This window comes from Bradyrhizobium sp. SZCCHNS3052 (assembly GCF_032484495.1).
Taxonomy (GTDB): Bacteria; Pseudomonadota; Alphaproteobacteria; order Rhizobiales; family Xanthobacteraceae; genus Bradyrhizobium.
This window is the reverse complement of the sequence record NZ_JAUETB010000012.1, coordinates 12,260-35,919: the sequence shown is the minus strand read 5'-3', so window position 1 is coordinate 35,919 and position 23,660 is coordinate 12,260. Positions and strand designations below refer to the sequence as shown.

General features: G+C 64.7%; 23 protein-coding genes and 1 riboswitch. Of the genes, 6 read left to right on the top strand and 17 right to left on the bottom strand.

The features are described 5' to 3' along the window. Positions 1-202: 202 nt before the first annotated feature. Together QX073_RS27855 and QX073_RS27850 are read right to left on the bottom strand one after the other, a co-directional pair. The gene (locus QX073_RS27855; RefSeq protein ID WP_316226696.1) at positions 203-508 is read right to left on the bottom strand and encodes a hypothetical protein; all 306 of its coding nucleotides are present in this window, start codon (positions 506-508) and stop codon (positions 203-205) included. A gap of 4 nt (positions 509-512) precedes the next feature. Beyond that, positions 513-1,907 carry an OmpA family protein gene (locus QX073_RS27850; protein WP_315827957.1) on the bottom strand — a complete coding sequence of 465 codons (1,395 nt, stop codon included), beginning with the start codon at positions 1,905-1,907 and terminating at the stop codon, positions 513-515. A gap of 164 nt (positions 1,908-2,071) precedes the next feature. On the opposite strand from QX073_RS27850, the gene QX073_RS27845 reads away from it, so the two are divergent. Together QX073_RS27845 and QX073_RS27840 are read left to right on the top strand one after the other, a co-directional pair. After that, a complete protein-coding gene (locus QX073_RS27845) occupies positions 2,072-3,130 on the top strand; it encodes a polysaccharide deacetylase family protein (protein ID WP_315751232.1) in 1,059 nt (352 codons plus the stop codon). 117 nt (positions 3,131-3,247) lie between these two features. Further along, positions 3,248-4,057 carry an SDR family oxidoreductase gene (locus tag QX073_RS27840; protein WP_315827956.1) on the top strand — a complete coding sequence of 270 codons (810 nt, stop codon included), beginning with the start codon at positions 3,248-3,250 and terminating at the stop codon, positions 4,055-4,057. 86 nt (positions 4,058-4,143) lie between these two features. Here QX073_RS27840 and boxB read toward each other — a convergent pair whose 3' ends face one another. The 4 genes from boxB to QX073_RS27820 form a co-directional block, all read right to left on the bottom strand. Continuing rightward, positions 4,144-5,595 carry a benzoyl-CoA 2,3-epoxidase subunit BoxB gene (gene boxB, locus QX073_RS27835; RefSeq protein WP_315751230.1) on the bottom strand — a complete coding sequence of 484 codons (1,452 nt, stop codon included), beginning with the start codon at positions 5,593-5,595 and terminating at the stop codon, positions 4,144-4,146. Positions 5,596-5,709: 114 nt separating this feature from the next. Next, on the bottom strand, positions 5,710-7,398 hold the full coding sequence (boxC, locus tag QX073_RS27830; RefSeq protein WP_316200613.1) for a 2,3-epoxybenzoyl-CoA dihydrolase: 1,689 nt from the start codon (positions 7,396-7,398) through the stop codon (positions 5,710-5,712). 95 nt (positions 7,399-7,493) lie between these two features. After that, complete coding sequence (locus QX073_RS27825) at positions 7,494-8,297, bottom strand: alpha/beta hydrolase (protein ID WP_316200612.1); 804 nt, start codon at positions 8,295-8,297, stop codon at positions 7,494-7,496. 136 nt (positions 8,298-8,433) lie between these two features. After that, positions 8,434-9,972, bottom strand: coding sequence for a benzoate-CoA ligase family protein (locus tag QX073_RS27820; RefSeq protein WP_315751214.1), 1,539 nt, complete (start codon positions 9,970-9,972; stop codon positions 8,434-8,436). A gap of 109 nt (positions 9,973-10,081) precedes the next feature. Here QX073_RS27820 and QX073_RS27815 point away from each other — a divergent pair, with 109 nt between their 5' ends. The 3 genes from QX073_RS27815 to QX073_RS27805 all read left to right on the top strand — a co-directional run bounded on the left by QX073_RS27815 (position 10,082) and on the right by QX073_RS27805 (position 11,744). Next, positions 10,082-11,002, top strand: coding sequence for a helix-turn-helix transcriptional regulator (locus QX073_RS27815; RefSeq protein ID WP_315751213.1), 921 nt, complete (start codon positions 10,082-10,084; stop codon positions 11,000-11,002). A gap of 129 nt (positions 11,003-11,131) precedes the next feature. Beyond that, the gene (locus tag QX073_RS27810; protein ID WP_315751212.1) at positions 11,132-11,482 is read left to right on the top strand and encodes a PilZ domain-containing protein; all 351 of its coding nucleotides are present in this window, start codon (positions 11,132-11,134) and stop codon (positions 11,480-11,482) included. Between the two features lie 4 nt (positions 11,483-11,486). Further along, on the top strand, positions 11,487-11,744 hold the full coding sequence (locus QX073_RS27805) for a hypothetical protein (protein ID WP_316200611.1): 258 nt from the start codon (positions 11,487-11,489) through the stop codon (positions 11,742-11,744). Between the two features lie 2 nt (positions 11,745-11,746). Here the strand turns inward: QX073_RS27805 and QX073_RS27800 are convergent, their stop codons facing one another. The 5 genes from QX073_RS27800 to QX073_RS27780 form a co-directional block, all read right to left on the bottom strand. Beyond that, on the bottom strand, positions 11,747-12,115 hold the full coding sequence (locus QX073_RS27800; RefSeq protein WP_316200628.1) for a hypothetical protein: 369 nt from the start codon (positions 12,113-12,115) through the stop codon (positions 11,747-11,749). A 104-nt stretch (positions 12,116-12,219) separates the two neighbouring features. Then, positions 12,220-13,425, bottom strand: a complete 1,206-nt coding sequence (locus tag QX073_RS27795) for an agmatinase family protein (RefSeq protein ID WP_316165610.1) — start codon at positions 13,423-13,425, stop codon at positions 12,220-12,222. A gap of 41 nt (positions 13,426-13,466) precedes the next feature. After that, a complete protein-coding gene (locus QX073_RS27790; protein ID WP_315827952.1) occupies positions 13,467-14,240 on the bottom strand; it encodes an ABC transporter ATP-binding protein in 774 nt (257 codons plus the stop codon). Beyond that, complete coding sequence (locus QX073_RS27785; protein WP_315717126.1) at positions 14,240-15,061, bottom strand: ABC transporter permease; 822 nt, start codon at positions 15,059-15,061, stop codon at positions 14,240-14,242. Before QX073_RS27785 ends, QX073_RS27790 begins: the two co-directional genes overlap by 1 nt. Positions 15,062-15,211: 150 nt before the next feature. After that, on the bottom strand, positions 15,212-16,282 hold the full coding sequence (locus tag QX073_RS27780; RefSeq protein WP_315717125.1) for a putative urea ABC transporter substrate-binding protein: 1,071 nt from the start codon (positions 16,280-16,282) through the stop codon (positions 15,212-15,214). A 74-nt stretch (positions 16,283-16,356) separates the two neighbouring features. Then, positions 16,357-16,458, bottom strand: a riboswitch (guanidine-I (ykkC/yxkD leader). A gap of 219 nt (positions 16,459-16,677) precedes the next feature. Between QX073_RS27780 and QX073_RS27775 the strand changes: the two genes are divergently transcribed. Continuing rightward, positions 16,678-17,013: a hypothetical protein gene (locus QX073_RS27775; RefSeq protein WP_315751204.1), complete on the top strand. Its 336-nt coding sequence runs from the start codon at positions 16,678-16,680 to the stop codon at positions 17,011-17,013. A 343-nt stretch (positions 17,014-17,356) separates the two neighbouring features. On the opposite strand, the gene QX073_RS27770 is transcribed toward QX073_RS27775, so the two are convergent. From QX073_RS27770 to QX073_RS27745, 6 genes are all read right to left on the bottom strand, one after another. Further along, positions 17,357-18,061 carry an ABC transporter ATP-binding protein gene (locus tag QX073_RS27770; RefSeq protein ID WP_315751202.1) on the bottom strand — a complete coding sequence of 235 codons (705 nt, stop codon included), beginning with the start codon at positions 18,059-18,061 and terminating at the stop codon, positions 17,357-17,359. A gap of 16 nt (positions 18,062-18,077) precedes the next feature. Continuing rightward, entirely contained in the window at positions 18,078-18,848 is a 771-nt protein-coding gene (locus QX073_RS27765) for an ABC transporter ATP-binding protein (protein WP_315751200.1), read from the bottom strand. Further along, a complete protein-coding gene (locus QX073_RS27760; protein WP_315751199.1) occupies positions 18,841-19,788 on the bottom strand; it encodes a branched-chain amino acid ABC transporter permease in 948 nt (315 codons plus the stop codon). The genes QX073_RS27765 and QX073_RS27760 overlap by 8 nt, the downstream gene beginning before the upstream one ends. Then, positions 19,785-20,702 carry a branched-chain amino acid ABC transporter permease gene (locus tag QX073_RS27755; protein WP_315751198.1) on the bottom strand — a complete coding sequence of 306 codons (918 nt, stop codon included), beginning with the start codon at positions 20,700-20,702 and terminating at the stop codon, positions 19,785-19,787. Before QX073_RS27755 ends, QX073_RS27760 begins: the two co-directional genes overlap by 4 nt. A 145-nt stretch (positions 20,703-20,847) precedes the next feature. Further along, positions 20,848-22,017, bottom strand: coding sequence for an ABC transporter substrate-binding protein (locus QX073_RS27750; protein WP_315751197.1), 1,170 nt, complete (start codon positions 22,015-22,017; stop codon positions 20,848-20,850). A gap of 418 nt (positions 22,018-22,435) precedes the next feature. Continuing rightward, positions 22,436-23,656, bottom strand: coding sequence for an ABC transporter substrate-binding protein (locus tag QX073_RS27745; protein WP_315717119.1), 1,221 nt, complete (start codon positions 23,654-23,656; stop codon positions 22,436-22,438). Positions 23,657-23,660 lie beyond the last annotated feature (4 nt).

Genomic DNA, 23,660 nt, shown 5'->3' with positions numbered 1-23,660 from the left:
ACGCGAATCTCCGGGGCTTCCGGGGCGCCCAGCGGTTCGGCGGGTCAGCATGGCTCAACGATAAGCGCGAGCCGCGCGTTTGACAGGTTCGCGCCTCGTCAAACCTTCGTGTCTCGCAGTTGCGATGACCCGGGCACGCGGACGGCTGGCGCGCCGCCGCAGTCTCGGCAGGTGGCGTCGGGTGCAGTCCGGTGCCGCGGTTTCAGGCCGCCGATTTCGTCCGCATGCTGCGGATCACCACCAGCGCCCGCAGCCAGGTGCCGATGGCGCAGCCGACGAGGTAGGGCACGAACATGATCAGCAGCAGCTCGAGCCAGTAGCCGGCCCGGCCGGGAATCAGGCAGGCCACGGCCGTCGCGACCAGGCTGGCGGCCAGCGCCGCCAGCAGCCAGGTCAGCCAGCCCGACACGCGCGGGGCGCGATGCACCACGGCGACCCAGCCCATCGCCAGCCCGATGGCGAATGCGCCGGCCAGCCAGCCCCAGTGAAAGGCAACGAGATAGGCCATGACGTTACCTCACCACGAATTCGATGCGCCGGTTCTGCGCCCGGCCGTCGGCGGTGTCGTTGGCGGCGACCGGCTGGGTGCTGCCATAGCCGATCGCGCTGAAACGGTCGGCCGGCAGTCCGGCCTTGACCAGATAATCGACCACCGCCTGGGCGCGCTTCTGCGACAGCACCTGATTGGCCGCAGAGTCGCCGTCGGCATCGGTGTGCCCGATGATCTCGACATTGGCGGAGGGACAGCGGAACGCGATCTCGACGAGGCGGTCGAGCAGACCGGTAGAATCCCTGTCGAGGTCGCTGCGGCCGGTCTCGAACCGGATCTTGGCCTTGCCGAGCAGGTCGGAGAACAGCTGCTGGCACACCGTGGGATCGACCGGGGCGGCTGCCGGCTTCACCGTGATGTCGGCCTTCACCTGCCAGCCCTGTGGGACATCTTTGGCGAGCCCGGTCCGGATCTGGGCCGCTGCGGCGTCGTAAAGCGCATCACCGGAAATCTTGATGTCACGATCGGACACTACCAGCGTGCCGGTCGACAGCCGCGACAAGGCGCCCAACGCCGGCACCACCGCATTCACGAAATTGGTTGGCGCGCCGAGGCTGTTCTTGAGATTGTCCACGACCTTCTCGCTGAAGAATTTGCGCGATGAAGAGCCGACGACGACGGCGTGGATGTTCTCGTCGGGAACGTTGCCTGCAAGCGTCACGGTGACCGCGACCGGGTCCTTGTAGGCCTGGAAGACATAGGGCGGCGCCTTGACCTCGTTGCTGGCGACCTTGAAGCCGTCCGGCAGCTTTCCGAGCGCGGCCGCGATCGCCTCGCGGCCGCCGAGCTCGCGCGCCATGCCGGACAATGTGACGTCGCCGTCGGAGATCGTGAACTTGCCGTCCTTCAGCTTGGCGATCTGGCCGATCAGCAGCAGCGCCACATCCTCGAAGCGCGCCGGCGCGCCGCGCGCCAGGCCCATCTGATCCGCGACCTCGACACCCGGCAGCGCGGCCCGGGCCGCGTCCATCAGCTTGCCCTTCAAGGCGGGCAGCGGCGCGCTGCCGCCCAGCGTCACCCGGACGACGTCGCGCTCGGCCGACCAGACGAAGGGCTTGGCCTCGGGGACCAGCCGCGTCTCGTCGTTGACGAGCCGCACGCCGGCCACGCCGTCGACCGCAGCAACCGCATCGCGGCGTCCGGCCTCGGAAAACGCATTGGCGCGCAGCGAGACATCGCGGCCGTCCACCGTGATGCTTGTCCTGTCGAGCACCGCCCCCGTCAGGACGGCCGAACTGCGTCCGGCGAGATCATTCTCCAGGGGAACGGTGCTGGTCCAGGCCGCGAGGCCCCAAAGCACGATCAGCGGAATGACGCCAGGCCACCATTTCCCGCTCCACCTGAAAAGTCCGCGCATTCGTCATCCGTCGCATCGAGGAAGCAGAGAGAAAACAAACCCTTGCATGCCTGTCAAACCGGAAATGAGGAGCGCCGCACGGTACGTTGTGACCGCAGGCTAAGGTTTTCTTCAATCATTCGTCGGTAACCTTGTCCCGACACTCACCGGGCCGCATATTTCAGATGAGGCGATTTCGCAAAACCTTTATCCGTGCCGGCCTGGAAGCGCTGTATCTGAGCGGCGCGCATGTCTGGCTGCGCCCGATCTTCTCGGGCGTGGGTGCGATCTATACGCTGCATCATGTGCGGCCGCACCGCGACGCCGATTTCCAGCCCAATTGTCACCTCGAGGTCACGCCGGATTTCCTGCGCGAGATGTTGTCGCACCTGCGCGACCACGACATCGAGATCATCACCCTCGACGAGTTGCACAGCCGGCTGGTGGCGAAGGACTTCTCGCGCCGCTTCGCCTGCTTCACCTTCGACGATGGCTATCGCGACAATCGCGACTTCGCGCTGCCTGTCATGCGCGAGTTCGATGCGCCGTTCACCATCTATGTGACGAGCGATTTCGCATCGGGACTGGGCCGGCTCTGGTGGGTGACGCTGGAGCGGCTGGTCGCGAAGACTGACGCGATCGACATCGAGATCGGCGGGCTGTCGCTGCAGCTCGATGCATCGACGCCGGCAGCCAAATGCGTGACGTTCCAGCGCCTGCACGACTGGCTGCGCGCACTGCCGGGCGAGCACGACGTCCGGCGTGAGATCAGCGCGCTGTGCGCGCGCTACGACGTCGACGAGGCCTCGATCTGCCGTGAGCTCTGCCTGTCCTGGGACGAGCTCCGGGCGCTTTCGACTGAGCCATTGATCTCGATCGGCGCGCATTCGATCAGTCACTGCAATCTCGCCAAGCAGACCGAGGAGACGGCGCGCATCGAGATCGCCGACAGCCGCACTCGGATCGAGAACGAGTTGCAGCGGCCGGTGCTGCACATGGCCTACCCCTACGGCGACCGCGCCGCCGCTTCCCAGCGCGAATTCGTGCTGGCGGCCGCGAGCGGCTACAAGACCGCCGTCACCACCCGGCCCGGCATGATCTTCGCGGAAAGCGCCGATCATCTCACGGCCCTGTCGCGCGTCTCGCTGAACGGCCATTACCAGGACGCCCGCGTGCTGCCGGTGCTGACCTCGGGCGCGGCCACCGCGATGTGGAACGGCTTTCGCCGCATCGACGCGGCATAGCCCCGCCATAACGTTGCCCTCCGATTGAATTGCGGCGAATTCGTGCGACTGCGTCTCACTTGACGTGCTGGCGCGTCCCGCTCACAAGCGCGCATGACATAAGGAAAGGGAGGCTTCATGCTCAGGAACTTGTTCTCACTCGAAGGACGCATCGCGCTCGTCACCGGCGGCTCGCGCGGCATCGGCAAGATGATCGCATCCGGCCTGCTCGCGCATGGCGCGGCGAGGGTCTACATCACCGCGCGCAAGGCAGGGCCCTGCGAGGCGACCGCCAAGGCACTGACGACCGAATATGGCGGCGAGTGCATCGCGCTGCCGATCGACATTTCGACGATGGCCGGCATCGAGACGCTCGCGGGCGAGATCAAGAAGCGCGAGCCCAAGCTCGACATCCTCGTCAACAATGCGGGCGCGGCGTGGGGCGCCGACTTCGACGAATTCCCGGAGAGCGGCTGGGACAAGGTGATGAACCTCAACCTCAAGACGCCGTTCTTCCTGACCAAGGCGCTCGCAGCTCCCTTGCGTGCGGCGGCCAGCGCCGAACGGCCGGCAAAGGTCATCAACATCGCCTCGATCGACGGCATCTTCGTCAACCCGCTCGAGACCTATTCCTATGCGGCGAGCAAATCCGGCCTGATCCATCTGACGCGGCGCATGGCGGCCAAGCTGATCAAGGACCACATCGTGGTGACCGCGATCGCGCCCGGACCGTTCAAGTCCGACATGAACAAGGCCGCGCGCGACAACGCCGACGAGGTCGCCTCGCGCGTGCCCGCTGGGCGCATCGGCACCGACGAGGACATGGCTGGCACGGCGATCTTCCTCGCCTCGCGCGCGGGCGACTACGTGGTGGGGAATACGATCGCGGTCGATGGCGGCATCGTCTACGCGAACCCGGGCATTCCGGGTGCGGGATGGGACAGCTGAGAAGGGCGAATAGCGAATAGCGAATAGCGAATAGCGAATAGGCTACTTCCCCTATTCGCTACTCGCAACTCGCTATTCGCCTCTCATCAAGTCTCGATCTTCACGTACTCGAAGTCACCCGGCTTGTTGTCGATCCCGACCTTCGGGGGCGCGATCCACGAGGCGTATTCGCCGATCTCGGTGACCGGCTTCATCAGCGAGGAGATGTAGGCGCCGTCGTCGGCCGACGGCAGCCAGTCGCCCTTGCGCTTCGCCCACGTGCCCTCGTCGATCAGGATGCCGTCGGGCGTCGCATGGACGTCCTTGAACTCGCCGATGGCGCGGTGGAAGGCGGTATGCGGCAGCTTGAGCTGGAAGTCGTAACCTGCGGTCGTGATGATCTTGTTCCAGCGCAGCAGGCCCTTGACGCAGTCCTGCGAATAGTCGTCGCGCAGGCGCATGTTGAGCGCGGTCAGCGCCGGCTCGTCGACCCGCTTGATCTCGCCGTCGACCAGCTTGAGCACCGGATAGGTCGAGTTCTTGAGCTGGTGATCGTCCTGGATCTGGGTCTCGTGATAGCGGCCCTTGATGCCGGCATTGAAGGCATTGGCCGCGTTGGTCGAGACCTCCGAGCCGAACAGGTCGAGCGACAGCGTGTAGTGCAGGTTCAACTTCTTCTGGATGGTCGGCAGGTCGATCACGCCCAGCGCGCGGACCTTGGCGATGTCGGTGGGATCGTCGATCCCGGCCTCGCGCATCGCCTCGACCGTGCGCTGGATGACGCGGCCGACGCCGGTCTCGCCGACGAACATGTGATGCGCCTCCTCCGTCAGCATGAAGCGGCAGGTGCGCGACAGCGGATCGAAGCCGGACTGCGCGAGCGAGTGCAGCTGCATCTTGCCGTCGCGGTCGGTGAAGTAGGTGAACATGAAGAACGACAGCCAGTCCGGCGTCTTCTCGTTGAAGGCGCCGAGCATGCGCGGGCTGTCCGCATCGCCCGACCGGCGGCGCAGCAGCTCGTCGGCCTCCTCGCGGCCGTCGCGGCCGAAATATTTCTGCAGCAGGTAGACCATCGCCCAGAGGTGACGGCCCTCCTCGACGTTGACCTGGAACAGGTTGCGCATGTCGTAGAGCGACGGCGCCGTCTTGCCGAGATGGCGCTGCTGCTCGACCGAGGCCGGCTCGGTGTCGCCCTGGATCACGATCAGGCGGCGCATCAGCGCGCGATATTCGCCGGGAACCTCCTGCCAGGCCGGTTCGCCATAGTGCTCGCCGAACGGGATCTTGCGATCCTCTTCCTGCGGAGCCAGCAGGATGCCCCAGCGATAGTCGGGCATCTTGACGTAATCGAACTTCGCCCAGCCGCGCGGATCGACCGAATAGGCCGTGCGCAAGTACACCAGCGACTGCTGGAAGCCCTCGGGGCCCATGTCGTTCCACCAATCGACGTAGCCGGGATGCCAGCCTTCCAGGGCCTTGAGGACCTGGCGGTCCTCGGCGAGATTCACGTTGTTCGGAATCTTGGTCGAGTAGTCGACGTTCATGATGTTCATGTTCATGGAGACCTCCCGGGGGCTTTGATCTGTTGGAGGCGAGTAGCGAATGGCGAGTAGCGAATAGGGGTTCCAGACATCCTTCCCTCTTCGCTATTCGCCACTCCCTGTTCGCTCCCCTTACACGCGCGTCATGTCATATTGCGGCCGCTCGCCGGTGCCGTAGCGCCGGAGTGCGCCCTCCTCGCCGACCGCGTTGGGCCGCTGGAAGATCCAGTTCTGCCAGGCGGTGAGGCGGGCGAAGATCTTCGATTCCATCGTCTCGGGGCCGGCGAAGCGCAGATTGGCTTCGAGACCCGTGAGGCTGTCGGGCGAGAAGCTGGCGCGCTCCTCGAGGAAGACGCGGATCTCGTCCTCCCAATCGATGTCATCCAGCGCGAAGGTCACGAGGCCGAGTTCCTCGGCCTCATCGGCTTCGAGCGGCTTGCCGACCTGCTCACGCACACGCGCGAGATCGGTGGGATCGGCGAGGAAGCGCGACTCCAGCCGGGTCAGGCCGTGACTCATCGGATAGGGACCGAAATTCATCGCCGACAGTTCGATCGCCGGCGCCGGGCGGTTGTCGCCCTGGATGGTGCCGATCAGCATGTAGGAGCGGTCGGAAGCGAACACCAACTCGGCGAGCGTGCCGGCGAAGCAGGAACCGGGCTCGACCAGCGTGACCAGCGTGCGCGAGGTGACGTCGATGCGCTTCAGCACCCGCTTCCAGTAATGCCTGACCTCGTTGACCAGCCAGTGCGCCTTGTTGGCCTCAAGGAACGCGTCATGCGCGAGCACCTGGGCGCGATCGCCATGCGACTTGAACACCAGCATAGCGATGCCGAGCTCGTTGATGCGCAGATGCAGGATGGCGTCATCGAGTTCGCGCGCGACCTGCAGCGGCCAGAAGGAAGCGCCCTGCCCGATCATGCCGTCGATGTCCGCAGGTGGCGCGGCCTCGGGAGCCGAGATGGTGATCGTGGCGATGCGGGCCGTGCGGTCGATGTCGACATTGACGAAGCCGTAGCGCACGCTCGACGCATCGATGACGCGCTTCAGCGGCGTGAGCGCGACGCCCTTGCCGCTGCCGTTGCGCTTGGAGGCCGCCGCGAACTCCCTGGCGCGCTCAGCGACCTTGGCGTCGACCTTGGAGTTCGGCGCGATCTCGTCGACGAGGCGCCATTGCACGGCGCGCTTGCCCTTGACGCCCTCTTCCGTCGTGCAGAACGCGTCCGCACGGTCGCGGCGCACCTTGCGCTTGTCGACGACGCGCGTCAGGCCGCCGGTGCCGGGCAGCACCGCGAGCAGAGGCACCTCCGGCAGCGACACCGAAGACGAGCCGTCATCGGCGAGGATGATGTGATCGGTGGCGAGCGCGAGCTCATAGCCGCCGCCGGCCGCGGTGCCGTTCACCACGGTGATGAAGCGCTGACCGGAATTCTCGGATGAATCCTCGAAGCCATTGCGGGTCTCGTTGGTGAACTTGCAGAAGTTCACCTTGTGGGCGTGGGTCGCGCCCGCAAGCATGCGGATGTTGGCGCCGGCGCAGAACACGCGCGGCTTGGCCGAGCGCAGCACCACGACCTTCACTTGCGGGTGCTCGAAGCGCAGCCGCTGCACGGCGTCGGCGAGCTCGATGTCGACGCCGAGATCATAGGAATTGAGCTTGAGCTGGTAGCCCTCGAACAGGCCGCCATTCTCGTCGACGTCCATGGCGAGCGTCGCCACCTCGCCATCGATCGAGAGCTTCCAATGTTTGTAGCGGGAGGGATCGGTCTGAAAATCGATGAACGTCTTGCCTCCCGCGAGCACGCGGTCTTCCCCGGCCATGTGTCACCCTTCGTTGGAGTGCTTATCGTTGAGATGCACAATAATTCATGTTATGGCTGTCGTCTACGACAAAAAGCCGAAACATGCACTTTGTTTCATGTTCGTGATGCCGGGGCCGGCAAGGTCACGGCCGCGAACTCGGCAATGACCCGCAAGGTGGCGTCCGGCGCCTCGCGATGCGGGGAATGGCCGGTGTTGGGCAGCATCGTCACCTCGACCGGGCAGTAGCACTCCTCCTGGATGATCTCGACCTGGCGGATGGTGCCGTACTGGTCGTCGACGCCCTGGATCACGGCCACGGGAACGCGGATGTAGGCGAGGTCGCCGGTGATATCCCAGGCCCGGAATGCCGGATCGAGCCAGGCGCCGTTCCAGCCGTAAAACGCGTTGTCGACGTCCTTGTGCCAGCGGCCGAGCTTGGTGCGCAGCTCCGTGGTTTCGTAATTGGTCTTGATCGCGGCGATCGACGACACAGAAATGTCCTCAACGACCACATGCGGCGCGACCAGCACGATGCCGTCGAGGCGATGGTCGGCGTGGCTGCCCCCGTAGATCGCCGCGATCGACGCACCATCGGAATGGCCGACGAGAAGACCGCGCTGAAAGCCGATTTGATCGAGCAGCTTCGGCAGCACATCGCGCGCCTCGCGCTGCATGTAGTCGAGCGGCCGCGGCAGAGACACCGGGCTGGAGGCGCCGTAGCCCGCGCGCGAATAGACGAACACGGAAACGCCGGTGGCTTGCTGGAGCTTGTCGGGAAAGTCGCCCCACAACCCGACCGAGCCGAGCCCTTCATGCAGCAGCACGATGCACGGAGCGTCAGAGGGCTGCGGACCGATCAGGCGATATTCGAGATCGGCGGAATCGATGGTGAGGAAGCCGTTCGATGAAAGCTGCACGGGTCACTCTCTCCTTCGTCATGCCCGGGCTTGACCCGGGCATCCACGTCTTTCTTGTCGAGGCGGAATGGATGGCCAGGTCAAGCCCGGCCATGACGACAACCAAGAGTAGGACCACTCCGAGAGTGGGGGCCAACTACTGACCCGCTCCCTCACGCAGCTTGAAGCGCTGGATCTTGCCGGTCGCGGTTTTCGGCAGGCTGTCCACCACCTCGATCCAGCGCGGATATTTCCACGGGCCGATCTTCTGCTTGACGTGTTCCTTCAGTGCCTCGTGCAGGGTCGAGCGATCGACGCTCGGGCGCAGCACGACATAGGCCTTCGGCTTCAACAGCCCCTCCGGATCGGCTTCCGGCACCACGGCAGCCTCGAGCACCGCGGGATGCGTGATCAGCGCGCTCTCGACCTCGAACGGCGACACCCAGATGCCAGAGACCTTGAACATGTCGTCGGAGCGGCCGCAGAAGGTGTAGCGCCCGTCGGCGTCGCGGACATATTTGTCGCCGGTGCGCGTCCAATAGCCCTCGAACGTCGAGCGGGTCTTGTGGCGCTGATTCCAGTAGCCCTCGCCGGCGGACGGTGCATGCACCAGCATCTCGCCGACCTCGCCGTCCGGCACGTCCTGGCCTGCCTCGTTGACAAGACGAACCTGATAGCCCGGCACGGGGCGCCCCGATGAGCCGTATTTGATGTCCCCGGGCACGTTGGACAGGAAGATGTGCAGCAGCTCGGTCGAGCCGACACCATCGAGAATGTCGACGCCGAACCGCGCCTTCCAGGCATTGCCGACCGATTCCGGCAGCGCCTCGCCGGCCGAGGTGCAGATGCGCAGAGCGCTGCCGGCCTTCTCATGGCGCAGCGACTCATCGTGCAGCATCGCGGCGAACAAGGTCGGCACGCCGTAGAAGATGGTCGGATTGTAGCGGTTGAGGAGCTTGAACATCAGCGCCGGCGTCGGGCGCTCGGAGTTGAGGATCGTAGTTGCGCCGACCGACAGCGGGAAGGTCAGCGCATTGCCGAGGCCATAGGCGAAGAACAGCTTTGCGGCTGACAGACAGACATCGCTCTCGCGGATGCCGAGCACTTGGCTGGCATAGGTCTCGGCCGTTGCGGCGAGATTGCCGTGCAGATGGCGCACGCCTTTGGGCATGCCGGTCGAACCGGATGAATACAGCCAGAACGCAGGCTCATCCTCGTGGGTCGCGACCGTGTCGAACTGATCGCTCTCGCGCGCGAGCTCCTCGGTGAGCAGCTTGTGGCCGAAGGCATTGGCGCCGGACACGACGACGCAATCGAGATCCGGCATCCGGCCGACAATGTCCTTCACCACCGGATACAGCGCCTCGGACACGAACAGCACGCGGGCGCGGCAGTCGGCGAGCACATACGCGTATTGTTCAGAGGTCAGCAGCGTGTTGAGCGGCACCGGGACGACGCCCGCGCGCATGGCGCCAAGAAACACCGCGGGGAAATCCACCGTATCGAGCATGATCATCGCCACGCGCTCCTCGCGGCGGACGCCAAGGCGGCGCAGCATGTTGGCGACGCGGCAGGTCTGCTGTTGCAGACCGCGATAGGTCAGCTCCGAGACCGTGTCCGTGTAGGCGAGCTTGTCGCCGCGCCCCGCCTCGACATTGCGGTCAAGCAGCCACGATACCGCATTGTACGACTTCACGGCATTCTCCCCGGATTTTTGAATTATAATTCATACAAGGCCACCAACATCGCTTGCTGTCAATCCTCCCCGGCATTATGTTTCCTACTCAAAAGAGTACCTCAGGGATATGACGCCACACAGCGATGCCCCGCGCGACGACGGCCAGTCCGCGGCCGAGACCGATTTCCTCGACCAGCTGGGCCAGCGGGTGCGGCGGATGCGCGGCCTCGCCGGCATGTCGCGCAAGGTGTTGGCCGAGGTCTCCGGGATTTCCGAGCGCTACATCGCCCAGCTCGAGAGCGGCAAGGGCAATGTCTCGATCGTGCTGCTGCGCCGCATCGCCAACGCGATCAACGCGCCGCTCGACGACATCATCCCCGGCGGCGAGCCATCGCCGGACTGGCCGGTCATTCGCGATCTCCTGAAGAAGGCGAGCCCGAGCCAGATCGCCGAGGTCAAGGAGCTGCTTGCCGGGGGCGCATCGGCGCCGCTGCGGCGTTCGTTCTCAGGCATTGCGCTGATCGGCCTGCGCGGTGCCGGCAAGTCGACGCTCGGCAAGATGCTGGCGGAGCGGATCGGCTGGAGCTTCGTCGAGCTGAACAAGGAGATCGAGCGGCAGAACGGGCTTTCGGTAGCCGAGATCATCGCGCTCTACGGCCAGGAAGGCTTTCGCCGCATGGAGCAGGCCGCCCTGGTGCAACTGCTCGCGCGCAAGGAGCCGATGGTGCTGGCGACCGGCGGCGGCATCGTCTCCGAGCCGGTCACCTTCGACCTGATCCTGACCTCGTTCTACACCATCTGGCTCAAGGCCGAGCCGGAGGAGCACATGGGGCGCGTGCGTAAGCAGGGCGACCTCCGCCCGATGGCCGACGACCGCTCGGCGATGGCCGAGCTGCGCAACATCCTGGCGAGCCGCGAGCCCCTGTACGCGAGGGCCAACGCCGTTGTGGATACCGCAGGTCTATCAGTCGATGCGGCTGCCGCGCGGCTGGGCGAAGCGGTGAAGCCGGTCATCGCCAATGAGGCGCGCATGTTCGCGCGGGGGTGAACTCGCGCAACGTCAATGCCGGCACGTCGCGGCATCCGCGTTAACCACCGCCGTCATTTTCATACCGCCGATGGTGGCCACACACCCTCCGATTGCTTAATAGATCGTTAAGTGACTGGAGGACGCACCATGGACAATCGTCGCAGCGAGGCTCGCCAACGCGTCTATTATGGCGGCGTTCTGACATTCAACGCTGGCAGCTCGACGCTCGCCTGCATCGTCCGCAATTTCAACAACCGCGGCGTCAAGATCGAGCTGGACGGGACGGTGCTGCTGCCCGACCGGGTCGACGTCACGATCGAACGGCGCGGATGGTCACGTCAGGCACGCATGATCTGGCGCGACGGTGCCGGCGCCGGCCTTGCCTTCGACCAGGATAGCGAGGTCATCTCGCTGGAATGGGCGCGCAGGTTGCGCGAGCGCGAGCGCACCAACAAGCGGCTCAAATCCCGACTCGAACAGATGCTGTCGGGATACTGAGCGCATGTCCGAGGCCTCGCGAGAACAAGAGCACCTGCTGCTTGCAACTGCCGATGCGCCGCAGAGCCCCGCTCGCGCTGCCGAGCTTCAGCCGCGATCATCCTGGCTGCGGCGCGTCGCCCTCCTGCTCGCCGCTCAATATGTCATCGTGCTGCTGATCGGCATCGCGGCCGCGTCCATCGTGCGATCCTATGTGCTGCCGGAGGTCGTCGACCGTTTCGAGGCCGTCGCAGCGGCGCTCAAGCGAACGCCGCTGCCCTAAGCTCATTCCATCTCCCGCAGCTCCGCATAGGTCAGCGACGTCAGGCCGGCGCCGTCGAAATAGATGAAGCGGAGGCGGCGGCGGCGCGAGATGAAGTTCGACGGCAGCGGATCGTAGCGGAAGGTGCTGCCGCCGAGATGCGGGGTGAGGCTGCCGACATCGGTCAGCGCGTCGATCTCGACGCGCAGCAGCTTCAGGCTCGTGCCGTCGCGCAGGATCTCGAACGGGATGCGGGCCAGCCGTAGGAAGCTGGTCGGATCGGGCGCGGCGATGAAGCCGTCGACGAAGGCAGCTTCGACCTTGTCGAGATCGGGCTCGGCGACCGGCGCGGGCTTGGCGCCCTCAGGCTGATGCGGCGTCTGCCATTGCACCGGCGAACGGTGGCCGTGCGGATGGTTGTGGCCGGGGCCATGCGTCGGATGGTCGTGGTCGTGATGATGGTCGTGATGGTGGTGATGATGACGCATCGCGGACCTCAGTAGCTGACCGGCTTGTTGATGATATGCTTGTGGCTGCCAAGCTTGCCGTGGGCGACCATCGAGCCGAGCGCCTCGACGACGACACGGACGCCGATCAGCGCGGTAATGTCGGAGGTGTCGTAGGGCGGCGAGACCTCGACCACTTCGAGGCCGCACAGGCCCTCGGCGGCGACGAGGCCGAGCAGCTTGAGCGCCTCGCGCGGCAGGAAGCCGCCGGGCTCCGGCCAGCCGGTGCCGGGCACGAAGCCGCAATCGATGGAGTCGACGTCGAACGAGATGTAGACCGCGTCGGCATCCTTCCAGGCCAGCTCGAGCGCGATCTCGGCGGTCTTCTCCAGCCCGATCTTCTCGATATCGGCGATCGTCAGCACGTTGGTGTTGCGCTTGCGCGCGACCTCGACGCCCTCGCGCGGCACCTGCCAGCCGCCGATGCCGAGCTGCACCAGATTGGTCGGCGACACGTTCGGCAGGTTGGTCGCCCAATACCATGGCGTGGTGTGCATGCGCTCGTCGAGATCCTTCTCCTGGATGTCGATGTGGCGGTCGAAATGGATGATGCCGATCCTCTTGTCGGTGCACTGCGCGATGCCGCGCACGCAGGGAAAGCCGATCGAGTGATCGCCGCCGAGCATGATCGGCAGCGCGCCGGACGAGAACACATGCGCGACGCCGCGGCTGATCTGGTCAAAGCTCTTTTCCAGATTGGCGGGAATCGTGAAGACGTCGCCGGCATCGCACAAGGTCATCTGCTCGCGCAGGTCGACGCCCAGCTCGTAGTTGTAGGGCGTGTAGAGCGCGGAGATGCGGCGGATGCCCTGCGGCCCGAAGCGGGTGCCGGGCCGATAGGTGGTGCCGGAATCGAAGGGGATGCCGATCACCGCAGCGTCGTATTTGCCGACGTCGCGGACGTTCTCGACATACGGCGCCTTCATGAAGGTGTTGATGCCGGCGAAATGCGGCAGCTCGCCGCGGGCGAAGGTCGGGATGTCGCGGTCCGTCAGCGTGTCGGCGCCGGGCAGGCCCATGTCGAGCGCCCATTGTCGCTCCTTGCGCCAGCCGTTGGTCGGCAGCTTGCCCTCGGCCTCCAGCGCCTGCCAGCCTTGCGTGGCCATCTTGTCGAAGTCCGGATGGTGACGGCGCATGCACCGGCGCTGCGAGTGCAATCCGGCGCGGCGCGACCGGCGCATGAATGGGAATGACATGGGAGACTCTCCTTCGTTTCTTTCGACGTTTCTTGAACTGACTATTGCGTCGCCTGCAGGCTGGCGCGGATGAATCCGAGCACGGGCACGGCGCTGTCGCGGGTGAGATCGAGATCGTAGGTGATGCGCGCGCCGAACCGCTCCGGCGCCTGCGGATCCTTGCGCGGACGGTCGAGCGCGATCAGCCGCGTTGCGAGCCCGAACGCCTCCTTGATGTCGTGGGTGACCATCACGATGGTCATGTTGTGCTGGCGCCACAGCGGCTTGATCAGCGCATGCATCTGGGCGCGGGTGCCGGGATCGAGCGCGCCGAAGGGCTCATCGAGCAGCAGCACGCGCGGCTGCTTCGCCAGGGCCTGCGCGATAGCCAGGCGCTGCTGCATGCCGCCGGACAACGCGCTTGGATATTTGTCGCGATGCTCGGCCAGGCCGACGGCCTCGATCAGCGCGAGGCTCTTCTCCATCGCCGCCTTGCGCGCCGATCCGAACAGCCGCGCCGTGAACGGGCTGCCGGCAAGCTCGTAGCCGAGCAGCACGTTGCCGAGCACGGTCAAATGCGGGAACACCGAGTAGCGCTGGAACACGATGCCGCGGTCCGGTCCGGGCTCGGCCGGAAACGGCCGGCCGTCGAGCAGCACCGCGCCCTGGCTCGGCCTCTCCTGGCCGAGGACCAGGCGCAGGAAGGTGCTCTTGCCTGCGCCGGACGGGCCGACGATCGACAGGAACGTGCCGGAGGTGATCTCGAGATTGATGCGCTCGAGCACGACCTGGTTGCCGTATTCGACCCAGACGTTGCGGAAGGAGAGCGTGCTCATCAGCGGCTCCCTCGCGCATATGCCCACGGAAAGGCGTGCCGTCCGAACCAGACCAGCGCGTAGTCGAGGATGTAGGCAAGCAACGTGATCCAGACGACGTAGGGCAGGATCACATCCATCGAGAGATAGCGCCGGACCAGGAAGATGCGGTAGCCGAGCCCGACATCGGAGGCGATCGCCTCGGCCGAGATCAGGAACAGGAAGGCGGGCCCGATCATCAGCCGCAGCCCCTGGATCAGGCGTGGCATGATCTGCGGCAGCACAACGCGGATCGCGACCTGCCAGGTCGAGGCGCCCAGGGTCTGCGCCTTGATCAGCTGCTCGCGCGGCATGTTCTGCACCTCGAGCGAGAGGTCGCGCACCAGGGTCGGCGTGACGCCGATGATGATCAGCACCACCTTGGACAGCTCACCGAGGCCGAACACGATGAACAGAACCGGCAGCACCGCCATCGGCGGGATCATCGACAGCACCGCAATCAGCGTGCCGAAGCCGGCGCCGGCCACCGGCAGCAATCCGATGGCGAGGCCGAGCACGAGGCCGATGGCAGCGGAAATGCCGAGGCCGAGCGCGAGGCGCTGCAGGCTCGCCGACGTGTCGGACCACAGCACGTAGTCGCCGGAGCGGCGATCCGGCTCGGTCGCGAGCCGCTTGGAGGTCGCGACCATCTCGGAGACCGGCGGCAGCAGCTTGTCGTCGGGATTGTCCGCGCGCCGCTGCGCCGATCCGACCACGTAGATCAGCGCGATCAGCAGGAACGGCAACAGGGCCAGCAACAGCCGGCTGCCCCGGTTCGGAACGACGTTCATGGCACGCGGCATCAACAGGCTCCCTCAATCCTCATGGTGAGGGGCGCGTCAGCGCCGTCTCGAACCATGAGGCCCCGATGTGGGCCTCATCCTTCGAGACGCTTGCGCTCGCGCAAGCTCTTCAGGATGAGGGGTGGCACCGGCGGCGGTCCAGGAAGCGGATCAGAGCTTCCCTTCGGCCGCCATCTTCATGAAGGTCGGATCGAAGCGCAGCTTGACATTGCTGGCCGCGCCCAGCGCCTTCGTCGGCGTGGAGATGCCGACCGCGTCCTTCGACTTCACGTTCTCGCCAAGCAGGTTGTGATCGAAGCAGAAGGTGCGCACGAGATCCATGATCTTGGGCAATTCCGGTCCGGTCACGAAGGCGAGCGCGTCCTTCGGCTCGTAGTACATGAACGTCGTCTTGAGCTGGGTCTCGAAGCCGGCGAGATCGGTGCCCGACAGCTTGGCCATCGCCTCGCGCGCGGCCTTGCCCTTCTCGCTCTGGTCCTTCATCAGCGCGATGGTCTCGTACCAGATGCCGACCAGCGCCTTGCCGAGCTCCGGATTGTCCTTGAGCGTCGCGCTGTTGACGACCAGGAGATCCTCGATCTCGCCGGGGATCTTGCTGGAATCGAACACCAGCGTTGCCCCCGGCTCGGCCTTCACCTCCAGCAGTTGCGGATTCCAGGTGACCACGGCCGTCGTGTCCGGCGACTTCGCGGCGGCGACGATGTCGGCGTCGGAGGTGTTGACGGTCTTGATGTTCTTCTCGGACAGTTTCGCGGTCTCGAGGCCGCGCGCCAGCAGATAGTGCGACACCGAGAGCTCGACGAGGTTGACCTTCTGGCCCTTGATGTCGGCCATGGTCTTGCCCTTCTTCAGCACGACACCGTCATTGCCGTTGGAGTAGTCGCCCATGATGATGGCCGACGTGTCGACGCCGCCGGCAGCGGGGATGGTCAGCGCATCCATGTTGGTGACGGTGACGCCGTCGAACTTGCCGGCGGTGTACTGGTTGATCGACTCGACGTAGTCGTTGATCTGCGTGATCTTGATCGAGATGCCGTATTTGTCCGCCCACTTCTTGACGATGCCGGACTCGGCCGCATAGGGCCACGGCATCCAGCCGACATAGATCGTCCAGGCGATGTTGAATTCCTTCTTCTTCTCAGCTGACGCTGATGACAGCGATGCGGTCGCCAGCGTCGATGCCGCGAGCAGTGCAACAAACAGATTTCGCGCTTTTCCCATGTCCAGTCCCTCATCGGTTTTCTGACCGCGGACTGGCATGAAGAACCTCGTGCCTGCCAAGCGCGGCCACTGAGGTCTCCCGGGTTTTTATCCCGCCGTGCACCAGGGCTCTCCCCTGGCGGCTGCTCTCGGACCAGCATTCTCGATGGAGAACCGGAACCCTAGCTGCCAACTCTGAGCAACGAGGGGAGCAATCCGCGTGCCAGGGAAAAATGCTTGCGATTCAACGGAACCGGCGGCACGCTGTGCTCAAAAATTCGGCACTCAGAATTCTTCTTGGGCGAGGTGGCGCGTCACACGCCGGGCCATGCAACGACAGCATGAACCGTCCGGTGCACGGGGGGCGACATCATCAGGCAGGCCCGTCAGTCGCAGTGGCTTGGAGTCTCGTTGATATGATCAGGTCTTCCGGGATCACATTAGCAACCATTCTGGCTCTCAGCCTCGCCGCCGAGGCAGCCTTCGCGCAGAGCGCGCCCGCTCCCGATACGCCGGCGCAACCTGCTCCCGCCGCGAGCCCCATCCCGACAGCCACTCCGGCACCAGCCGCCTCGGCCGAGAAACCTAGCGACGCCAAGCCGGCCAGCGAGGCGGCCGCGCCGAAGAAGAAGCGGACGAGGACCAGCACGCGCAAGGAAGTCGAGGACTCCCTGCGCAGCGGCACGGTGCCGTCGCGCTATCGCAGCCGGGTGCCGAAGGAGTACCAGAAGTACATCCCGTTCCGTCGCTGAGGTCTAGAGTGGCGGTGTCATTTTCACGATGACTCCGACGATCAGCATGAAGGCGAGACACAGCCCCGTCTCAAGGTCGGAATGAACAGACCAGAAGCCGCGCAGGCCGGCCACGGCTTTCTGCGGTGATTCGATTCGGATACGAGGTGCACGCATTTGTTCAACCTCTGATAAAAGGAAAAACAAACTACTACCCTGGAAAAATAGTCCCGTCCAAGCCGCGCCTCAATGCGAAAAATCAGCGCATGTCGGGGCAGCTAGCAAAATCTACGCCCGACGCCCGACGCGATCTTGATTTGAGTCAATCCGCTTCCACGTCGGAATAGCCGGCAGCGCGCCGCCCTCAAATACCCAGATAGCGGTGCTGCAGCTCCGGCTCGGCCATCAGTTGCTCCGACGTGCCATGCCACACGGTGCGGCCACGCTCGATGATGTAGTGGCGATCGCAGATGCGGGTCAGATGCTCGACATTCTTGTCGATCACCAGGATCGACTGCCCGCGCGATTTCAGCAGCGACAGGCAGTTCCAGATCTCCTCTCGGATCAACGGCGCCAGACCCTCGGTCGCCTCGTCGAGAATGAGGAGTTTCGGGTTGGTCATCAGCGCCCGGCCGATCGCCAGCATCTGCTGCTCGCCGCCGGAGAGCTGGTTGCCCATGTTGCTGCCGCGTTCGGCGAGCCGCGGAAACAAGGCGTGGATCTTGTCGAGCGTCCAGGGATCGGACGCGCCGAGCCGGTTGGCCGAGGCCGCCACGAGATTCTCGGTGACGGTCAGATTCGGAAAGATCTGCCGTCCCTCCGGCACGAGGCCGATGCCGAGCTGAGCGATCCTGTAGGACGGCAGCTTTCGTGTCTCCTGACCGCTGAAGCGGATCAGGCCGGCGCGCGCCTGGGTCAGACCCATGATCGAGCGGATCGTGGTGGTCTTGCCCATGCCGTTGCGGCCCATCAGCGAGACCATCTCGCCGGGGCGGATCGCCAACGACAGGCCGAACAAGACCTGGCTCAGGCCGTAACAGGTCTCGATGCCGTCGACCTCGAGCAGCATGGCGCTTGTCCCCAGATCAACCATGGCCGACCACCACATGCTGATCGCCGAGATAGGCGCGCTTGACCTCCTCGTTCTGCCGGATCTCGTCCGGTCTGCCCGAGGCGATGATGCGGCCATAGACGAGGACCGAGATGCGGTCGGCGAGCGCGAACACCGCCTCCATGTCATGCTCGACCAGCACGATCGACACTTCCTTGCGCAGCTCGTTCAGCAGCTTCACCATGCGCTGCGACTCGGTCACCCCCAGGCCGGCCATCGGCTCGTCGAGCAGCAGGAGCTGCGGCTTGGTCGCGAGCGCGACGGCGAGCTCCAGCTCGCGCTGCTCGCCATGGCTGAGCTTCGACACCAGCACGTCGGCGCGATGGCCGAGACCGACGCGCTCCAGCGCGGCCTGCGCGGCGGCACGCAGCGGCTTGTCCTTGCGCGCGGCGGCGAAGAAACGGAACGAGTGCCTGCCGTCATGGGCTTGCGCCGCAAGCGCGACATTGTCGGCCGCGGTGAAGTCGGTCAGCAGCGAGGTGATCTGGAACGAACGCGCCAGCCCCAGCGCGCTGCGCTTATAGGCGGGGAAATGCGAGATGTCGCGGCCCCCTAGGAAAATGCGCCCCGCATGCGGCGCCAGGTGGCCGGTGAGCTGGCTGATCAGCGTGGTCTTGCCGGCGCCGTTCGGCCCGATGATGGCGTGGATCTCGCCCTTGGCAACGTCGAGACAGACGTGATCAGTCGCGACGATGCCGCCGAACCGGCGCACGAGATTGTCGACGCGAAGCAGAGGTTCAGCCACGGTTCAACCTCCCGAGCATGCCCATGATGCCGCCGCGGCCGAACAGCACGATCAGGAGCAGCAGCGGCCCCATGATCAGCGCCCAATATTCGGTGATCTGCGACAGCACCTCTTCCAGCACCAGGAACACGACCGAGCCGACGACCGGCCCCATCAGGGTGCCCATGCCGCCGAGGATGACCATCACCATGAGGTCGCCGGAGCGGGTCCAGTACATCACGGCAGGGCTGACGAAATCGGTGTTGTTGGCAAGCAGCGCGCCGGACAGGCCACAGAGCATGCCGGCGATGACGAAGCACGCCAGCTTGTAGCGCTTCGACGGGAAGCCGATCGCCTGCATGCGCTGCTCGTTGGAGCGCAGGCCCTGCAGCACGAGGCCGAAGCGCGAATTGACGATCCGCCAGATCAGGACCACGACGGCAAGCAGGCAGAACAGGCAGAGATAATAGAACTGCACGCGGTTGCCGAGATTGATCAGGCCGCCGAAATCGCTGCGCTTGTAGACGGTGAGCCCGTCATCCCCGCCGTAACGGGCGAGGCCGGACGCGACGTAGTAGGCCATTTGCGCAAAGGCCAGCGTGATCATGATGAAATAGACGCCGCGGGTACGCAAGGAGAGCGCGCCTATGACCAGCGCATAGAGCGCCGAAATCGCGATGGCGACCGCGAACTGGGCATAGCCGGAGCCGATGCCCTCCTGCGCCAGGATGCCGACGGCGTAGCCGCCGATGCCGAGATAGGCGGCATGGCCGAAGCTCATCATGCCGCCGTAGCCCATGATCAGGTTGAGGCTGACGGCCGCCAGCGCCAGGATCACGATGCGGGTGAACAGCGTGAGGATGAAGATGTTGCCGGAGAGGTTCGAATAGACCGGCAGCAGCACCAGGCCGGCCACGACGATGATGGCCACGATGGTCGAAACGTTGAGCGAGGATTTCATCTGCGGTTGGCCGGAAACAGACCTTCAGGCCGCGCCACCAGCACGATCGCCATCAGGAGGTAGATCAGCATCGACGACATCGCCGGCGCCGCAGTGGAAGCTGCTGCCGAGTTCAGCACCTGGCGCAGCAGATTGGGCAGGAAGGCGCGGCCCATGGTATCGATCAGGCCGATCATGATCGCCGCGATAAAGGCGCCGCGGATCGAACCAATGCCGCCGATCACGATGACGACGAAGGCGAGGATCAGGATGTTCTCGCCCATGCCGATCTGCACCGTGAGGATCGGCGCCTGCATCAGCCCGGCCAGGCCGGCGAGCGCGGCGCCGAGGCCGAACACCAGCGTATAGAGCAGCTTGATGTTGATGCCGAGCGCACCGATCATCTCGCGGTTGGAGGCGCCGGCCCGGATCAGCATGCCGATCCGCGTCCGCATCACGCCGAGATAGAGCAGCAGCGCCACCAGCAGCGCCACGACGATGATCGCGAGCCGATAGGCGGGATATTGGATGCCGGGCAGGATCGTGACCGGGAAGGCGAGCCAGGACGGCAGCGGCAGCGCCAGTCCCGCCGGGCCCCAGATCAGCCGGACGGCCTCGTTGAAGAACAGGATCAGGCCGAACGTCGCGAGCACGTGATCAAGGTGATCGCGCCCATAGAGATGGCGCAGTGCCGTGAATTCGAGCACGATACCGAGCAGAAGCGTGGCTCCCAGTGCCATGACGGCGCCGAGCACGAAGTTGCCGGTCCAGGCCACGAAGGTCGCCGCGAAATAGGCGCCCATCATGTAGAGCGAGCCGTGGGCCAGGTTCACGAAGTCCATGATGCCGAACACCAGCGTCAGGCCGGCGGCCAGCAGGAACAGCAGCAGTCCAAACTGCAGCCCGTTCAGGAATTGTTCGACGACGAGAAGCATGCCCCTCACTTCACGCTCAAAAAGACGGCGGCAGAACCCGTTCCAGGCGCTGCCGCCATGTCCGTCCCGATCTTAGGCCGGAGATGTTTTAAGCTTCAAGCAAATTCCAGGCCTGTTTCGTCCTCTGGCTCGGAATTCTTTTCGCTCACTTCATCGGGCACTTGTCGTGGAAGCGGTCCTGGTCGTTCTCGACGATGGTGGCGACCGTCTTCAGCGAGAGCTGGCCCTCGGTGTCCTTGACCACGTCCTGCAGGTAGAAGTTCTGGATCGGGATGTGATTGTTGCCGAACTTGAAGGAGCCGCGCAGCGACTTGAAGTTGGCCTTCTCCATCTCGGCCTTCATCGCGTCCTTCTTGGACGTGTCGCCCTTGACCGCAACCACGGCGCTGTTGATCAGCTGGGCCGCATCGTAGGCCTGGGCGCCGTAATAGGTCGGACGCAGGCCGGTGTATTTCTTGCGGTAGTCGGCGACGAACTTCTTGTTCTGCTCGTTGGGCAGGTCGTTGACCCATTCCTGGGCGCCGGGCACGCCGATCGCATTGTCCTTCTGCAGCGGCAGCGACAATTCGTCGACGGTGAAGGCGGTGTAGAGCGGCATCTTCTCCTTGAGGCCGGCCTGCGAATATTGATTGAGGAATTGCACGCCGGCCGCGCCGGGATAGAACACGAAGATGGATTCGGCGCCCGAGGCGCGCGCCTTGGAGAGCTCGGCGGAGAAGTCGAGCTGGCTCGGCCACACCGTGTATTCCTCGCCGACGACCTGGCCCCTGAAGGTGCTCTTGACGCCGGCCAGCATGTCCTTGCCGGCCGCATAGTTCGGCCCGATCAGGAACACCGACTTGACGCCCTTCTGGTTCATGTAGAGGCCCATCGCTGCGGGCGTCTGGTCGTTCTGCCAGGATGTCGAGAACACGTAGGGAGAGCACAATTCGCCGGCGAGCTGCGACGGGCCGGCATTGGCCGAGATCAGAAAGGTCTGGGAATCCACCGCGGTCTTGAGCGAGGCCAGCAGCACGTTCGACCAGATGTAGCCGACGATGAAATCGACCTTGTCGGACTGCACCAGCTTCTCGGTCTTCTGCTTGCCGACGTCAGGCTTCTGCTGGTCGTCCTCGTAGATCACCTCGACCGGCTTGCCGTCGATCTTGCGGCCGAGATGGTCGAGCGCGAGCTCGAACGAGTTGCGCATGTCGTTGCCGATCACGGCGGTCGGACCGCTGAACGTCGAGACGAAGCCGATCTTGATGGTGTCGCCGGCAAAGGCGGTGCTCGAAAACAGCAGCGCTGCGGCGCTCGCCAGCCAGAAGCTCTTCATGGTCTTCCCTCCCCTCAAACAAATCGTTCTTATCGTTGTTTTGTCGCCGCCACGCAGCAGCACGACCAGCGGCGGCGTTTCGCCGCAGCATTCGTCGCGCGGTGCTGATCCTACGCGCCATCGATCCATGCACCATAATTCCCGGAAACGGGCAAAGGCAAGAACTATAGTGCGTGTTAAGGATACTGCAGCACAGCAGACGGCAGGGTCGGGAAGAAGGTCATGAGAGGAAGTCGCCTTCCCCGCGCCGTCATGGCCGGCCTGTCCCGGCCATCCACGCGGCTCGATAGTCGCCGCTCGACGTGGATGCCCGGGACAAGCCCGGGCATGACGGAGCAACTGAAGAGCAGCGGCTCTCGCGGCATCTACTTCTAGATGTCACTCGTGGATATCACTTGCTCGCTACCCCACGAACGCATCACTTCACCAGCGCACACCCGCCATCGGCGATCGGGCGGAACGCCTGCTCGGCCGGAATCGTCGAGACCAGACGATAGTAGTCGTACGGATATTTCGACTCCTCCGGCTTCTTCACCTCGAACAGATACATCGGGTGCACGACGCGGCCGTCGGCCCGGATCGTCACATCGCCGAATAGCTTGTCCTTGCCCTTCACCGTCTTCATCTGCGGCACGACGTCCTTGGCATCATCGCTGCCGGTGGCAGCGACCGCGTTGAGATAGGCAAGCGTCGAGGCATAGACGCCCGCCTGGTTGCCGCTCGGCATCTTGCCGTTCATGCCGGGGCGCGCTGCGAAGCGCTTGGCGAAGGCGCGGGTGTCGTCGTCCATGTCCCAGTAGAAGGCCTCGAGCAGTTGCAGGCCCTGCGCCGCCTTCAGGCCCATGCCATGGATGTCGTTGATGAACAGCAGGAACGCGACCAGCGACTGGCCGCCCTGCTGGATGCCGAACTCGGACGCCTGCTTGACCGCATTGATGGTGTCGCCGCCGGCATTCGCCAGGCCGATCACCTTGGCCTTCGAGCCCTGCGCCTGAAGCAGGAACGAGGCGAAGTCCGTCGTGCCGAGCGGATGCTTCGCCGAGCCCAGCACCTTGCCGCCGTGCTTCTCGATGTAGTTGGTGGCCTCCGCCTCGATGCCCTGGCCGAGCGCATAGTTGACCGTGATGAAGTACCAGTCCTTGCCGCCGCGGCCCATCATCGCAGCCGCCGTGGTGTTGCCGGTCGCCCAGGCGTCGTTGACCCACTGGATGGTGTTCGGCGAGCAGGCCTTGCCGGTGAGATCGGAGCTCGCGGTCGACGACGCCAGGAACGTCATCCGGCTGTTGCGCAAGAGCTCGTTGACGGTGAGGCCCACGGCCGAGTTGGGCACGTCGACGACGGCATCGACCTTGTCGACATCGAGCCATTTGCGCGTGATCGCCGAGCCGACGTCGGCCTTGTTCTGGTGATCGGCATAGACGATCTCGACCTTGATGCCTTTACCGCCGCCGTTGAAATCCTCCGCCGCCATGCGCGCGGCCTCGACCGAGCCCATGCCGTTGGTGTCCTGGAAGATGCCGGAGATGTCGTTGAGCACGCCGACGCGTACGACATTGTCCGAGATCTCGCCGGCCCGCGCCGCGCCTGCAAGGCAGACTATTGCGACCAGCGCCAGCGCGCACGAATTCAGCTGCTTCATGATG

Excerpts from the sequence above, each read along its gene's own strand:
- QX073_RS27770 (WP_315751202.1), bottom strand. The coding sequence starts at position 18,061 with ATGCTGCTCGAGGTCGACGGCATCGAGACCTGTTACGGCCTGAGCCAG.
- QX073_RS27845 (WP_315751232.1), top strand. The coding sequence starts at position 2,072 with ATGAGGCGATTTCGCAAAACCTTTATCCGTGCCGGCCTGGAAGCGCTG.
- QX073_RS27780 (WP_315717125.1), bottom strand. The coding sequence starts at position 16,282 with ATGGGAAAAGCGCGAAATCTGTTTGTTGCACTGCTCGCGGCATCGACG.
- QX073_RS27795 (WP_316165610.1), bottom strand. The coding sequence starts at position 13,425 with ATGTCATTCCCATTCATGCGCCGGTCGCGCCGCGCCGGATTGCACTCG.
- QX073_RS27750 (WP_315751197.1), bottom strand. The coding sequence starts at position 22,017 with ATGAAGAGCTTCTGGCTGGCGAGCGCCGCAGCGCTGCTGTTTTCGAGC.
- QX073_RS27790 (WP_315827952.1), bottom strand. The coding sequence starts at position 14,240 with ATGAGCACGCTCTCCTTCCGCAACGTCTGGGTCGAATACGGCAACCAG.
- QX073_RS27850 (WP_315827957.1), bottom strand. The coding sequence starts at position 1,907 with ATGCGCGGACTTTTCAGGTGGAGCGGGAAATGGTGGCCTGGCGTCATT.
- QX073_RS27755 (WP_315751198.1), bottom strand. The coding sequence starts at position 20,702 with ATGCTTCTCGTCGTCGAACAATTCCTGAACGGGCTGCAGTTTGGACTG.
- boxB (WP_315751230.1), bottom strand. The coding sequence starts at position 5,595 with ATGAACATGAACATCATGAACGTCGACTACTCGACCAAGATTCCGAAC.
- QX073_RS27745 (WP_315717119.1), bottom strand. The coding sequence starts at position 23,656 with ATGAAGCAGCTGAATTCGTGCGCGCTGGCGCTGGTCGCAATAGTCTGC.
- QX073_RS27855 (WP_316226696.1), bottom strand. The coding sequence starts at position 508 with ATGGCCTATCTCGTTGCCTTTCACTGGGGCTGGCTGGCCGGCGCATTC.
- QX073_RS27840 (WP_315827956.1), top strand. The coding sequence starts at position 3,248 with ATGCTCAGGAACTTGTTCTCACTCGAAGGACGCATCGCGCTCGTCACC.
- QX073_RS27810 (WP_315751212.1), top strand. The coding sequence starts at position 11,132 with ATGGACAATCGTCGCAGCGAGGCTCGCCAACGCGTCTATTATGGCGGC.
- QX073_RS27805 (WP_316200611.1), top strand. The coding sequence starts at position 11,487 with ATGTCCGAGGCCTCGCGAGAACAAGAGCACCTGCTGCTTGCAACTGCC.
- QX073_RS27785 (WP_315717126.1), bottom strand. The coding sequence starts at position 15,061 with ATGCCGCGTGCCATGAACGTCGTTCCGAACCGGGGCAGCCGGCTGTTG.
- QX073_RS27760 (WP_315751199.1), bottom strand. The coding sequence starts at position 19,788 with ATGAAATCCTCGCTCAACGTTTCGACCATCGTGGCCATCATCGTCGTG.
- boxC (WP_316200613.1), bottom strand. The coding sequence starts at position 7,398 with ATGGCCGGGGAAGACCGCGTGCTCGCGGGAGGCAAGACGTTCATCGAT.
- QX073_RS27775 (WP_315751204.1), top strand. The coding sequence starts at position 16,678 with ATGATCAGGTCTTCCGGGATCACATTAGCAACCATTCTGGCTCTCAGC.
- QX073_RS27815 (WP_315751213.1), top strand. The coding sequence starts at position 10,082 with ATGACGCCACACAGCGATGCCCCGCGCGACGACGGCCAGTCCGCGGCC.